This window comes from Fictibacillus enclensis, from assembly GCF_030123385.1.
Classification (GTDB): domain Bacteria; phylum Bacillota; class Bacilli; order Bacillales; family Fictibacillaceae; genus Fictibacillus_C; species Fictibacillus_C enclensis.
The window spans coordinates 3905026-3919083 of record NZ_CP126109.1; the positions used below are offsets into that span (position 1 = coordinate 3905026).

At 43.6% G+C, this 14058-nt stretch carries 14 protein-coding genes; 5 read left to right on the plus strand and 9 right to left on the minus strand.

Annotated features, from left to right (window positions below):
- Nucleotides 1-32 precede the first annotated feature (32 nt).
- Nucleotides 33-1034, plus strand: a complete 1002-nt coding sequence (locus QNH15_RS20400) for a tryptophan--tRNA ligase (RefSeq protein WP_283890106.1) — start codon at nucleotides 33-35, stop codon at nucleotides 1032-1034.
- 40 nt (nucleotides 1035-1074) lie between these two features.
- Here the strand turns inward: QNH15_RS20400 and QNH15_RS20405 are convergent, their stop codons facing one another.
- On the minus strand, nucleotides 1075-1695 hold the full coding sequence (locus QNH15_RS20405) for a DedA family protein (protein WP_283890108.1): 621 nt from the start codon (nucleotides 1693-1695) through the stop codon (nucleotides 1075-1077).
- A 184-nt stretch (nucleotides 1696-1879) separates the two neighbouring features.
- On the opposite strand from QNH15_RS20405, the gene QNH15_RS20410 reads away from it, so the two are divergent.
- Nucleotides 1880-3412, plus strand: coding sequence for an oligosaccharide flippase family protein (locus tag QNH15_RS20410; protein ID WP_061972113.1), 1533 nt, complete (start codon nucleotides 1880-1882; stop codon nucleotides 3410-3412).
- A 137-nt stretch (nucleotides 3413-3549) separates the two neighbouring features.
- Here QNH15_RS20410 and QNH15_RS20415 read toward each other — a convergent pair whose 3' ends face one another.
- The 5 genes from QNH15_RS20415 to trpE form a co-directional block, all read right to left on the minus strand.
- Complete coding sequence (locus tag QNH15_RS20415; RefSeq protein WP_283890111.1) at nucleotides 3550-4146, minus strand: DedA family protein; 597 nt, start codon at nucleotides 4144-4146, stop codon at nucleotides 3550-3552.
- Between the two features lie 26 nt (nucleotides 4147-4172).
- Nucleotides 4173-4994 carry a pyrroline-5-carboxylate reductase gene (gene proC / locus QNH15_RS20420; RefSeq protein ID WP_283890113.1) on the minus strand — a complete coding sequence of 274 codons (822 nt, stop codon included), beginning with the start codon at nucleotides 4992-4994 and terminating at the stop codon, nucleotides 4173-4175.
- Between the two features lie 80 nt (nucleotides 4995-5074).
- Complete coding sequence (locus tag QNH15_RS20425) at nucleotides 5075-6133, minus strand: M42 family metallopeptidase (protein WP_283890115.1); 1059 nt, start codon at nucleotides 6131-6133, stop codon at nucleotides 5075-5077.
- A gap of 243 nt (nucleotides 6134-6376) precedes the next feature.
- The gene (locus QNH15_RS20430; RefSeq protein ID WP_283890117.1) at nucleotides 6377-7159 is read right to left on the minus strand and encodes an SDR family NAD(P)-dependent oxidoreductase; all 783 of its coding nucleotides are present in this window, start codon (nucleotides 7157-7159) and stop codon (nucleotides 6377-6379) included.
- Nucleotides 7160-7381: 222 nt separating this feature from the next.
- The gene (gene trpE / locus QNH15_RS20435) at nucleotides 7382-8887 is read right to left on the minus strand and encodes an anthranilate synthase component I (protein ID WP_283890120.1); all 1506 of its coding nucleotides are present in this window, start codon (nucleotides 8885-8887) and stop codon (nucleotides 7382-7384) included.
- 240 nt (nucleotides 8888-9127) lie between these two features.
- Between trpE and QNH15_RS20440 the strand changes: the two genes are divergently transcribed.
- Nucleotides 9128-10066 carry an NADP-dependent oxidoreductase gene (locus tag QNH15_RS20440; protein ID WP_283890121.1) on the plus strand — a complete coding sequence of 313 codons (939 nt, stop codon included), beginning with the start codon at nucleotides 9128-9130 and terminating at the stop codon, nucleotides 10064-10066.
- Between the two features lie 139 nt (nucleotides 10067-10205).
- Nucleotides 10206-10379, plus strand: coding sequence for a hypothetical protein (locus tag QNH15_RS20445; protein ID WP_283890123.1), 174 nt, complete (start codon nucleotides 10206-10208; stop codon nucleotides 10377-10379).
- Here QNH15_RS20445 and QNH15_RS20450 read toward each other — a convergent pair.
- The 3 genes from QNH15_RS20450 to QNH15_RS20460 form a co-directional block, all read right to left on the minus strand.
- The gene (locus QNH15_RS20450; RefSeq protein WP_283890125.1) at nucleotides 10374-10892 is read right to left on the minus strand and encodes a GNAT family N-acetyltransferase; all 519 of its coding nucleotides are present in this window, start codon (nucleotides 10890-10892) and stop codon (nucleotides 10374-10376) included. The two genes, QNH15_RS20445 and QNH15_RS20450, sit on opposite strands and share 6 nt — an antisense overlap.
- Before the next feature lie 167 nt (nucleotides 10893-11059).
- Complete coding sequence (locus tag QNH15_RS20455) at nucleotides 11060-11839, minus strand: class I SAM-dependent methyltransferase (protein WP_283890127.1); 780 nt, start codon at nucleotides 11837-11839, stop codon at nucleotides 11060-11062.
- 12 nt (nucleotides 11840-11851) lie between these two features.
- Nucleotides 11852-12646 carry a class I SAM-dependent methyltransferase gene (locus QNH15_RS20460; RefSeq protein ID WP_283890129.1) on the minus strand — a complete coding sequence of 265 codons (795 nt, stop codon included), beginning with the start codon at nucleotides 12644-12646 and terminating at the stop codon, nucleotides 11852-11854.
- Nucleotides 12647-12820: 174 nt separating this feature from the next.
- Here QNH15_RS20460 and QNH15_RS20465 point away from each other — a divergent pair, with 174 nt between their 5' ends.
- Entirely contained in the window at nucleotides 12821-14035 is a 1215-nt protein-coding gene (locus tag QNH15_RS20465; protein WP_283890130.1) for a cytochrome P450, read from the plus strand.
- Nucleotides 14036-14058: the final 23 nt, after the last annotated feature.

A 14058-nucleotide genomic window follows, 5' to 3' on the forward strand; every position in this document is an offset into this window, starting at 1 on the left:
ACCCCTTTTTTTATTGAACAGGAGGAGAAAAGATGGAAAAAAAAGTAGTCCTGACAGGTATTAAATCAACCGGCCGGCCGCATGTCGGCAATTACATCGGTGCGATTAAACCGGCGCTGCAGCTGGCTGCCAGTAATGAATACTCGCCTTATTATTTTATCGCTGATTATCACTCACTCACTACCGTGCAAAATAGAGAGCAGTTTAAGGATTATGTGTATGGGATTGCAGCGAGCTGGCTTGCTTTGGGTCTCGATCCTGAGCAATCAACGTTTTACAGGCAGACGGATGTGCCTGAAATCATGGAGCTGTCCTGGATTCTGTCCTGTCTGACACCGAAAGGCTTGATGAACCGTGCCCATGCTTACAAAAGCGCAGTAGAACAAAACCTGCAGAACAGCCTTGATCAGGATGCGGGCATCAATATTGGTGTATACTCTTATCCCATTTTAATGGCGTCTGATATATTATTATTCCAATCGGATATCGTCCCTGTCGGAAAGGATCAGATTCAGCATGTGGAGATTGCAAGGGACATCGCTACCCACTTTAACCATGTTTTCGGAGAAACATTCTCCCTTCCCCAATACATGGTGGATACAACAACAGCGATGGTTCCTGGTCTTGACGGCAGGAAGATGAGCAAAAGCTATCATAATACGATCCCTCTCTTTTGTGAGGAAAAAGAATTGGAAAAATTAATCAAACGGATCGTAACAGATTCCACTCCGCCACAGGCCCCAAAAGACCCGGATCAGTCTTCTCTCTTCTTGCTCTACCGGGAATTTGCCTCCGAAAATGAGGTGGAGCAAATGCGGAATAACTATCGATCGGGAATTGGCTGGGGAGAAGTGAAAAAGGAGCTCTTCCTGGTGATGAAAAGGTATTTAGAGCAGCCAAGACAGCGCTACAAAGAGCTGATGAGCAACTCGCGGGAAATTGATAAAACCCTTCATTATGGAGCAGAAAAAGCGAGACAGAAGGCAAAGCCTTTTCTTAATGAAATCAAAGAAAAAATCGGCTATTCAGGCTAAATAAACAGGAAACACTGAAAGTAGCAGTGTTTCCTGTTTATTACCATTTGGAAATGTCGTATCTCTCCGATTTTCTTCCCCTTGTTTTGAATGAATAGTAGGTTATGCCTGCCACAATAATCAGAAGGGCCAATCCGCCAAAGCTTGCTTTATGTACGAATGACGTAACCAGGTACCATTTAGAGCCTACAATCCTTCCAATCATGAGAAACAGTAAACTCCAGATAAATGCCCCTATGTAGGCATACAATGCAAAGGCCCGGTAGGAAAGCGAAGACATTCCGGCAAAATAGGCTGTCAGATGCCGGATCCCAGGGATAAAGTAGCCGAACATAATCAACGGCTTCCCGAAACGCTGAAAATAGTTCTGAGACGTATGTATCCGCTGTTTGGTTAAATGGAGCTTATGTCCATATTTTAGAAGCAGAGGCAGACCGAAACTTCTGCCCAGCCAATAATTAATCGTTATGCCTGTTACCGAGCCCAAAAAGGCAGCGAGCAGCGTAAGCGCAAAAGAAACTTCACCGGTGTACACAATATATCCGGCAAAGGTCAGTAAAAACTCATCGGGTATGGGAAGCCCGACAACTCCAAGGGCAAGAAGAAAAAACAATGCAAAGTATCCGTAATGATGAAACAGGTTTTGCAAAATAATTTCCATACAACACCAACTAGTTTAGGATATAACTTTATTTTACCGAAAATATACAATTTTGTATCGTTTTTTTACAATTTTTTAATTTTTTTGTTGAAATCTGTCTAGAAATTCGACAATTAAGTTCCTTCTTTTTTTCATCCCCTATCATATAAATAATAAAGAAATGAATAGGACAAAGGGTGAAGTCATGGGCACATTTTTAAAAGGAACACTTATCTTATCATTGGCAATGCTTTATACCAAGGTTGTTGAATTTGTTGTCAGCATTCTTCTTGCACAGTCACTCGGCAGTGAGGGCATGGGTTTTTACATGATGGCGCTCCCTGTCATTGGATTGCTGATCACAATTGCTGCCCTTGAATTTCCTACCGCTCTTTCAAAGGTACTGGCCGAAGAAGAAGTCCACCAGAATGAAAGGGCCAGACTGCAAATTGTAAAAGTATCGTTTTTCGTCATTATGGGACTTAGCCTGCTTCTTGTGGCTGTCAGTGCAGCCATTACCTTGCTTTTGCTAAAGTGGAAAAACATCGATATCCGGCTGGGGTATCCGCTGCTTGCGCTGATTCCGATTGTTCCTGTGATTGGGACCAGCTCTATTCTAAAGGGATATTTTAGCGGCCTTCAGAAAATGAAACCCATTGCTATTGCTCAACTATTGGAAAAAACGGCTCATTTGAGTTTTATTTTTTATGTGCTTCATTATGTGAAAGACCTGCCCCTCGAGTACCGGGTAGTCGCTGCCGTGCTTGGCCTGGGGGCTGGGGAGCTCGTTTCCCTGTTTTTCTTTTCTGCTTCATTTTTGCTCGGGGAGCGCACAACAGGAGAGGCAGCAACCGAAAAAACAGCTCCTGTATCTAAAAGAAGTATATTAAAAAAATTATTCCAGGTCAGCCTTCCTACCACCGGTGTGCGAATCTTGAATGCACTGACCGCAGCAGTAAACCCCATACTGATCACCCAAAGTTTACTCTTTGCCGGTATTGCGGCATCCGTTGCGACCAAACAATACGGGATGCTCACAGCCTTTGCAATGACCATTGGATATTTCCCTGGTTTTATCGGGTATTCACTGTATGTATCACTGGTGCCTTCCATCTCCGAGGCACGTTCCAAACAGGATGATCATGCCTTGCATCAACGGATTCACCAGGCATTCCATATTACCCTTCTTTATGGAATCCCGTGTTCCATTGTGATGTATTTTTTTGCAGATGAACTGACCGTCCTTTTTTATCATTCACCACAAGCCGGCCAGTTTCTTATGCTGTTGTCACCTTTTATTTTGTTTCATTATCTGCTTTCACCGCTGCAGGCTATTTTGTTTGGACTGGGACGCGCCCGGGATGTATTTTCACAAACAATTTGGGTCAACATCTTGTCCATCCTGCTGATTGTTTCACTTTCTTCCCAATCATCATTCGGAATCCATGGCGTCATCATCGCAGTTAATTTCAGCGGTGTGCTTCTTTCCTTTTTGCATTATCACACCATTGTTGAAGAAGTACATTTCAAGCCAAAGCTTATGGATTATGCTATTTTTCTGGCTTCCGGAGCGTTCACCATCGGCTTATGTGAATTGATGCACAGGACCCATTATGAGGACCATATATCAATCATCATTGTACTAGCCGTTGTATTTGCGGTTTATTATGGCACCTTATTCTTTCTGCGACTGTTTCAATCAGGCCTCTCCCGGCTTTGGGTGAAGCCCGAAAAATAAAAATTGGACTGAAGCTTCTAATCTACTCCTTTCTCTATTCCATACACTCATAAACCTTAAAGTACAAGTTAAGAAAAATGAAAAGGCATGAGCCCGGTAGAATACCAAACTCATGCCAAATACGTTGCTTCCTTTTGTTATGTCCGTTTCAACATCGCTTTATAAAAAGTCCAGGCAAGCAATCCCACCGCCACAACTGCAAGCAAGACATATTTTCCAAGGTGATGGAAGTATTGCTCGACGATTCTCCAGTCAGGGCCAAGCATTTTGCCGACCAAAATGAACGTAAAGCTCCATATGATACCGCCCGAATAAGCATAAACAGCAAATTTCTTAAATCTCATGGCAGAAAAGCCAGCCAGATAAGCAGAAACATGCCGGATCCCTGGGACAAAATAGCCAAACAGAATCATTACACTTCCATACCTTTGAAAATAAGACTGTGTTTTTGTTATTTTCTCCTCAGTAATCCCCACTTTTGGGCCGAATTTTTCAAGAAACGGCAGGCCAAGCTTACAGCCTAACAAGTAACTGAATGAAATGCCTGACATGGCGCCCAAAAACGCAGACAGCAGGGCCAAACTGAAATGAATATCTCCCTTGAAAACAAGGTAGCCGGAAAACGTTAATAACACTTCATCGGGAACAGGCAAACCGATTAAGCCAAGGGCCAGCGCCAAAAAAATACCGGCATATTCATAATGCTCAATCCATGCTAAAACACTGTTGCTCATCAACATCACCTATTTTACCCGTATGTTTATTTCTCTTCGTTTTCCTGTTTCCCACCAAGTTCTGCGGCCTTCTCATTGGTCGCTTTTACCGCGCTTTCGATCAGCATTCCGAAGTCTGCCTGATTTAAGACATCCAGACCCGCAGCTGTCGCCCCTCCTGGAGTGGTCACGGCGTTTCTCAGGTCAACAGGAGACACTCCGCTCTGAAGCATCACCGCTGAACCATAAATCATTTGAGAGACAAGCTTTCTTGCCTGAGCTTCCGAGATGCCATAGCCTGCTGCAGCATTGATCAGGGCAGAGGCAAACTCATACAGAAACGCTGGAGCGCTTCCTGTTACGGCTGTTAGCTTATGAATTTGTTCTTCCGTACAATACTCTGACTTTCCAATGCTGTTTAAAAGCAGTTCCAAAAGCTTGACCTGGTTTTCATTTAAGGTGTCGGCATACGTATATAACGAGATGGATTCACCGGTTTCTGCTGCTGTATTGGGCATCACCCATGCCACTGGTGTTCCTGGCGGAAGCGGTTTTTCCAGTTTTTTAAGTCCAATGCCTGCCGCAACGGATATCACAAGCTGACCTTCAATCACGGTCGATAGCTGCTCCAGCACGGCTTCGTGTGCTTCAGGAGGCATAGCCAGGACAATGACAGAGCTTTCTTTCACATGATGCAGCCAATCTGTTGTTGTTTCTACCGCATACATGGAAAACAAATGCTGCAGCCTTTCCTTATTTCCCTGATTGGCCGCAATGATCGAAACGTTTTGGCCTTTCGCTGATTGTAATCCTTTAATCATTGACTCTGCCATACGGCCAGCGCCAATAAATAAAAATGTAGTGTTCATTCAAATCTCCCTTTAAACGGTTTAAAAAATAAAAGGCGTCCTAAAAGAACACCTTTTCCCTCTATTGTAGCTTATTTTTTCTAAAAATCTATCAAGGACTTCATTTTGTTTTCATCCATCTCTTTTACAAAGGCAACCAGCAGCTTTACGGTGTTTTCAAGATCGCTTTTTGAGACCATGGAAACGTGGCTGTGAATATATCGGGAAGCCACACCAATGACAATGGATGGAACACCTTTTTTAAACAGATGAAACCTTCCGGCGTCTGTCCCGCCACCGAGCATGACATCCACCTGGTAAGGGATATTATTCTTCTCTGCAATGTCCATCACCAGATTCCGAAGCGGAACATGCGGTACCATGGATGAGTCAAGGAACGTTATAAGCGGACCTGCTCCAAGCTTCGCCTTATTGGAATTATCTCCAGGTCCATCCTGGGCGATTCCTACGTCCATGGCGACGGCCAGGTCAGGCTCAACGGCATAAGGAGCCGTTGCTGCCCCTCTCAGCCCCACTTCTTCCTGAACAGTGGCCCCGCAATAAACGCTGTTCGGATGTTCGCTGTCTTTCAGCTGTTTTAAAACTTCCAGCGCTAAATAGCAGCCTGCCCTGTTATCCAATGCTTTTGCAAGAATGGTATCATTATCCGGCATAATCTCAAAGGGGCATATGGGCATGATCGGGTCACCCACACGAATTCCCCATTCTTTTACTTGATCTGCACTGTTCGCTCCGATATCGATAAACATTTCGCGCATGGGAACGACTTTTTTTCGTTCTTCAGCCGTAAGAATATGCGGCGGCTTGGAGCCCACTACACCGGTAAAGGTTTTCTTTTCCGTAAGAATGTGCACGCGCTGGGATAGAATGACCTGATCCCACCACCCGCCAAGCGGCACAAATCTCAGATACCCATCCTTTGTCACTTCACTGATCATAAAGGCAACTTCATCCATGTGGCCGGCCAGCATAATTTTTGGTCCTGCGGATGGGCCCTTCTTTTGGCCAAAGATGCTTCCCATATGATCATATACAAGCGAGGCACCCGTCTTATCAATCTCGCGCTTCATAATGCTTCGGATCGGGTGTTCAAACCCCGGCGCTCCGTTTGTTTCTGTTAACTCTTTTAAAAGATCCATTACCATCACACTCCTATAGTCTATATGATGGTGAAAGTTTCTTATTTTTATTACACAAAAATCCTGATGTTTAGCATCTTCAGGAGAAGGAATACTTAAATCGTAAAGAAAAGTGTGTGCAACGAACAGCTTAAGGATTTGGAGGAGCATAAAGATACATAAGCCCGATGAACGAAAAACCGCAAAAATAAGTCTTTTTCTCTACTCATTCATATTGCCAAAGAAGAAGTCTCTTCACTCATTTTATTTGGTTCTATTTTTTAACCAGCTGTCAAATTCGGTTGCGACCAGGCGTTCACCTGTTAATCCTTCAGATTGCTCGGAAGCAAGATAAACGATAGGTTTTGCCATGATTTCCGGCTTCAGAAGCTGAGAGTTTCCTTCAAGTTCCCTTCTCACATCATCAGGTATCATTCCCGTTACGGTGGCCCCGCCAGGAAGAAGCATATTTACCGACACTCCAAATTCACGCAGGTCTTCAGCCATGATAAATGACAGGGACTCGGTTGCGGCACGAGAAGGGCCGTATGGGACAAATCCTTTTCGTTTCATGGTTTCATAATTCATCGATATATTGATGATTTTTCCTCTTCCCTGCTCGACCATCAGAGGAGCGAATCCCCGGGAGGTTAGGAAATAACCGGTCACATTTGTATCGATTAAGTTTCGAAACCCTTCAGGAGAGACCTGATAGAAGGGCTGTGGTTCTGTAAGGAATTTTGGGTTTACAGTCCTCATGCCTATCCCGGCATTGTTCACAAGGACATCGATCTTACCCCATTCCGTTTTTACCCAGTTCACTGCATCTTGTACCGATCCCTCTGACCTGACATCCAATGGAAGTTCAAAAACATTCGAATATCCTTTATTTTGAAGGTTATTTACAGCTTCCGTCATTTTTGCTCCCGGACGGGATGCCACTGCAACCGTTGCTCCTTCATCAAGAAGTGCTTCTACCATGGCATATCCTAAACCGCTTGATCCCCCTGTAACAACGGCATGTACGCCAGTTAATTCTTTTGCCATTTTTCCACCTCATTTGGTTTAAATTCAAATCTTCGAAAGGATTATGATAGTATGTACAGTTTTTATATATCAGTTCCCCTTCAGTTAAAAATTTTATGTGCATCGGCCTAAGTTTTTCCAAACTCATTCTTACTTTCTCACAAAATTTGGCTACTCTCATTAGTCCTGGTCGTAATGAGTGAATTGAATATCCAAAGTAAAAAAGAGCCGGATGGCTCTTTTTTAAGCATACAGTTCCATGGCTTCAGCCACTTGTATGGCCTTCAGCAATGCTTTGGCTTTGTTGAACGTTTCGTCGTATTCATTCTCGGGAACGGAATCGGCAACGATGCCAGCTCCCGCCTGGATATAGGCTTTATCATTTTTAAAAAGAATGGTACGGATCGTAATGCAGGAATCCATGTTGCCTGAAAACGAAAGGTAGCCGATGGCTCCGGCATACGTTCCCCGAGCCTGTGTTTCCAGTTCTGCGATAATCTGCATGGCCCTGATTTTCGGTGCCCCGGACAATGTGCCGGCCGGCAGGCATGAGATCAAGGCATCAAAGAAATCTTTATCTTCACGAAGCAGTCCGGTAACATCAGACACAATGTGCATGACATGAGAGTATCGTTCAATCTCCATAAAAGAAGAGACTTCCACACTTCCGTACTCCGATACCCTGCCAATATCATTCCTTCCCAAATCGACAAGCATCAGGTGCTCGGCAACTTCCTTTTCGTCAGCAAGCAGTTCCTCAGCTAATGCCTGATCTTCATCCATGTCTTTCCCTCGGGGCCGTGTTCCGGCAATCGGTCGGGTTCTCACCCGCTGCCCTTCAACTTTTACGAGCAATTCTGGGGACGAACCAACAATGGTTTCATCCGGAAGCTTGAGCAGATACATATAAGCCGATGGGTTCACAATCCGCAATACGCGGTAAACCGTCAGCGGATCGGCCTTGGTCTCACTTTCAAAACATTGGGACAGAACCACCTGAAATATATCTCCGGCTGTAATATATTCTTTGGCCTGATCTACCATCGAACAAAATTCGGATTTGCTCAAATTGGATTTTACGCCGCTGATATCCACTTCCTGCTGAGGAAGATAGCGAAATGAGGGCACCGGTTGTTTTACGTTTTGCTCAAGCTGTTTCATGGTAGCCTCAATCGATAAGCGTGTCTCTTCGTACAGTTCTTCAATTTGTTTTTCGTTATAATTTTGGGGTACGTGAAGGTTGCAAATAATGTTGATCGACTGCCTCAAATGGTCAAAAACAACCAGTTCATCGACAAACAGAAATTTCATATCGTCGGTGTTCAGAATATCTTTACTGTGAGGCGGGATTTTTTCAAAATACTGGAGAATATCATATCCAAAATAGCCGACAGCTCCACCTGTGAACTGAGGCAAGTTTTTGTGCGCGGGACTTTTATATTGGTTGAGGAGAGATTTAAGGATTTCAATCGGATGACCTGAATAGGTTTCATCCTGATCTTTTTTCTTTACTTGAGTCTGCCCTTTTTTGCAGGAGACAACCATAAATGGGTTCTTTCCGATATAGGAATAGCGGGCCCATTGCTGTCCGCCTTCCACACTTTCAAGCAAAAAAGAGTAATCTTCCTGATAATACGTTTGATACAGTTCAATCACTGTATGTACATCAGCAAATAATTCAATGCTTACAGGAATCAAATTGTAGGTTCCTGCCAATTGTTTCACTTCTTCCAATGATGGTTGAATCAATATAATCATCCCTTCTTGATGAGAGACGAAGATTAGCAACCATAACCGCTAATCTCAGCTCGGCTCTGCTCTTAATCTGTAATTGTCTTTCTTAAACCTTCTCTACTCTTCTCAACTAATCTCGTGCGATTGTAAATCACTATATAATGCATTCGGAAAACTGTCAACCACTTTCTGATTTAACACAGCACAATAAGGGAAACCTTTTTGAGATACAGTTATTATAGTAGAGGTGAGAAAATGAAAGCGATCATTATTAATGAATACGGCGGACGTGATCAACTGGTAGAGAAGAACGTAAATACTCCCAAGCCCGGTCCAAAGGATGTTCTCATTGAGGTGTATGCCACTTCGGTAAACCCGGTGGACTGGAAAATTCGCGAAGGCTATTTAAAGGACAATCTCCAATTAAAGTTCCCTGTCGTTCTAGGGTGGGATGCTGCTGGAGTAGTAAAAGAAACGGGCTCAGCAGTTACGAAATTTAAACCGGGAGACGAAGTATTTACGAGGCCCGCAACCGAGCGGGATGGAACGTACGCAGAACTGCTGGCGGCGGACGAAGAACTGGTCGCATTAAAACCGAAGAATCTGACGTTTAAGGAAGCGGCCTCTATACCCCTTGTCGGTTTAACGGCATGGCAATGCCTGGTGGATTTCGCGCTAATTAAAGAGGGGCAAAGAGTTTTGATTCATGCAGGAGGCGGAGGCGTTGGCAGCTTTGCGATTCAGCTTGCCAAGGCCAAAGGAGCTCACGTTATTTCTACAGGAAGTGAGGACTCCGAGAGTATCATTAGAGAATCTGGTGCAGATGAATTTATCAATTACAAAACACAAGATTTTACTAAAGCAGTTCAACCGGTGGACATTGTTTTTGATACGATTGGCGGCGATGTACAGAAGAACAGCTATAAAGTGATCAAACCCGGAGGCGTGCTTGTATCCATCGTCAGCCCCCCTGTTCAAAAAGATGCTACGAATCATTCAGTGAAAGCAGGCTTTGTCTTTCTTGATCCTGACGGTGAAGAACTTGCTGAAATCGGCAAACTGATCGAAGAAGGCAAGATTCAGCCATTTGTTGGAGAAACCTTCCCACTGACACAGGAAGGGGTCAGGGCCGCACATGAATTAAGCGAATCCCACCATGCCAAAGGAAAAATCATTATCAGCGTTAAAGAATAATAGTCTTATAAAAAAGCCCGGATGGAGGTTCACGACCTTCACCGGGTTTTTAACGTTAGATAATCTCACACTTTTGTAGATAAACTGACAATTTCCATGGTAAAGTATCTCAACACCATCCCGTTAGGAGGAGGATATTATGATCCTTTCCCACCAATTAACACCAGACGAAAAAGAAAAAGTAAAACTACTGAAGACAAAAATAAACAATGCCAATAGTGCAGATGAAAGGAAAGATTATGAAACCCAGCTGATCTCCTTGATGGAACGTATTTTTATTCGTTATAAACTGCAAAGAAGAAATGAATTATAAATTCAGCAGCCTTGCAAGGTCAAAACCGATAGCTTCCTCCACCAACTCTTGACTTCCAATTTGAATCTCTTCTTTTCCCAATAAAATGCCGCCCAGTCTTTCATAGGCAATTTTACACGGATTATCCTGAAGAACCCAAACCATCATCGTATGGTAACCTGAATCCAGATGACTTTGCGCCAGCCGGCGGATCAGACTGGTTCCAATCGAACGCCGCTGATATTCCTGAAGAATATAAATGGCATAAAGCTCTCCATCGTACGGATACCGACCAGAACGGTTAGGACCTCCCGAGCAAAAACCAATAATTTCCTGGCTGATGGAAGCCACATATAAATAATTTTCCGGCAATGGTTTTTCTATTATTCCTTTCCACATTTCCTTTCTGTCCTCCACAGTCATGTTCTGCAAATATTCCTCATCGACGATTCCTTTGTATGTGGTCCGCCAGCTGTCTACATGAACAAATGCGATGGCCTCTTCATCTCCGGGCAGGGCTTTGCGTATCTCCAAGGTCCTTACCTCCTTTTTGTGACAATTAGCTCTCACAAATCATTAACTTAGTAAACAATACCCTTTACGGCGGCAAAAAACTTCAAATTTCATAAAAGTTGGTCGTTTACGTTTTGATTACAAGCTCTTTGCATTTTTATTTCCCCGGAAATTGACGTATTTTGAAGTTAGGGATGGGTAGCAAACCAGATCGTCCAGCGGTCACGTTCAATGATAGACTTTTCGTTTTTCAGTTTGTCTTCAATGAAAGTTACCAAAGCATTCAGCTGCTCATCATTCAGTTCAAATAAAATAGAGCGTCCTGTACGGCTTTTCAAATCACTGGCCAATTCCTGAAACGCGGAAAATGATTTTCTTGTTTCCCACAGCTTTATTTCTTTAATACCTGTAAAGCCCGCTTCTGTTAATACGGAGTGAACACGTTCATGCGAAAACCGTCTTTTTATTTCCTGTTTAATAAGTACAGGTTCTTTCTCAAAAAAGTACCCGCGGATGTGTTCAGACGAACCGGGCAGCAGACAATCTTCGGGAGTTCTGTCCTGAACAATGAAAGTTCCGCCTGTTTTTAACAAACGAAAAGCTTCTACAAAAGCTGACTCCAAATCGTTCAGGTGATGAATCACCGCCCGCTCAAGAACGATATCAGCTACCGAAGAAGGCAGGTGGGTGCAGGATGCTTCGCCCTGTTTAAAACTGACCCGTCTCTTATAATCTGAACAGTTTTCTTTTGCAGCAGTCAGCATGTTTTCAGAAAAATCGAGTGCCGTCACGTGATTGGCGCCAAGCTCCAGCAAAGCTTTTGTATAAATCCCCCCGCCGCACCCGATATCTATCGCCATGGATTCCGAAGAAACAATATAGGGTTTAATGAGGGTTTTCCATTCATCGGATGCTGTTCTCGAAGCATAGGAAAACGTAACAGAAGGATCGTGAAAATCAATTCCCATGTTCTTTCCTCCTTATTTTCTTGCTATAATAAACACAGCGTCACCAGTGAATGCCTGAACATGACCTTCTTTTTCCTTGATCATGAAGTACTCTTTTACACGTTCAGATGCTGATAACATGTCGTTCTCCAATTCTTCTTTGTCTTTTGAAGCCAACTGCATCCTGCTGCACCAGCTGTCGAAAGCAAAATCCTTTTTAAAGGCGTGCATCTGTTCAAATGTGAATCCCGTCTCTTCAAAAAGCTGAAGCCACTCTGACTTTTTCCAGGCACGATAATGGCTGGGGTCTCTCCTTTTTTCAACATGATTGTAAAATTGATCGTATTCCAGAATTTCCGGAGCCGTATTGTCGATCAGAAGAAATCTTCCACCCGGCACTAACACCCGGAATGCTTCTGACACAAAAGCTTTCACATCTGGAAAATGATGCGGAGCGATCCGGCATGTGACCAGTTCGAACGATTCTTTTTCAAATGGCAGGTTTTCAGCGTCTCCCTGTACAAACGAAACATTGTTACGGCCTTGTTCATTTATAAACTGCTTGGCGGCTACAAGAATTTCACTCGTCAGATCAAGAGCGGTCACTTCCTTTACATGTGGAGAAAATGCGTTTGACGTATGGCCTCCACCCGTGGCTATATCCAGCACACGATCTTGTGCGGTGGCATTTGAAAGCATCACCATGAGTTCAAGATCCTTGCCTTTTGCGTGGATCGGACTTGTAATGTAGTTGTCCGCATTCTTGCCAAATTGCTCTTGAACCTTTGCTTTAATATCCATGGAACCCTCTCCCTTCATCTTTATCATATGCAACCCGCTCCTTTATGAAAATTACATAAAAGCTCGTTGTTTCCATAAGTAAAACTAATTAAATCCTGAATATTTGAAATAGTAAAATATTTAGAGGGATATTCTTTGTACTTTTTGGGAATTGCACGTATCCTTTAAATGTAACCACCCAAAAATTGGAGGGAAGCGACCGTGGATAATTCCATTCGAACAGCATTTCGACAAGTATCAGAAATTTCAACGAAAGAAGAACGTTATGAACCGTTTGCCTGGTATGAAAAGATGCGAAAGGAAACTCCTGTGCGTTGGGATGAAAAGCGGGGAGCATGGGATGCTTTTGACTATCAAAGCGTAAAAAATGTACTAGAAAATAAGGATTTGTTTTCTTCCAACCGCTCAAGAAGGCAGGAAGGAGAACAGGCCTCTCCCATTGAGCTTAGCTTGATCAGCATCGATCCGCCTAAGCATACACAAATGCGTTCCCTGGTGAACAAAGCATTTACTCCAAGGGTTATGAAAGACTGGCGGCCCCGCATCGAGCGAATTGCAAACCAACTGCTGGACGAAATACAGGACCCTTCTGAAATTGATTTGGTCAAGCAGTACTCTTATCCGCTGCCTGTAATGGTGATTGCCGAAATATTGGGCGTACCGATTAAAGATCAGGCTAAATTCAAGGACTGGTCAGAATGGGTGGTTGCCGGACCAACGGATAACAGCCCCGAGGCGATTAAACGACTGGAAGAAAATCAGCAGAGAACGTATTACGAGCTTTATGTTTATTTTAAAGAAATCATTGCCATGAAAAGAAAGCAGCCAGGTGAAGACATCATATCTGTACTGATTGATGCAGAAATGCAAGGAACCATGCTCACAGAAGATGAGATTATCGGTTTTTGTATTCTCCTTTTGGTTGCAGGAAATGAAACCACAACAAACTTAATCAGCAATGCTTATTATTGCTTTACTGAGTTCCCCGAGGTTTATGAAGAGATTTTGAAAGATCCTGCAGGAGCCCTTCCGCTTACCATTGAAGAAGTGCTCCGGTATCGTTCCCCTGTACAATCCATGAGCCGTGTTGCAAAAGAAGATACGGTTCTCAATGGCTCCCAAATTAAAGCAGGTAATATTGTCGTTGCCTGGATGGGGTCTGCAAACCGGGATGAACAGCAATTTGAGAACGCCCATCAATTCAATATACGAAGAAAGCCTAATCCTCATCTCGCATTCGGAAAGGGTATTCACTTTTGCCTGGGTGCACCTCTTGCAAGGCTTGAGGCCGAGATTGCGATGGCAGAATGGATCAAACGGTATCCGCGTTTTGAAAGAAGCTCCGGCTTTTCCCTTGAGCCGATTGAGAGCACATTTGTTTACGGTCTTAAGGAATTAAAATTATCCGCATTATAATAGAAAGAAAAAAAAGCAGGAGC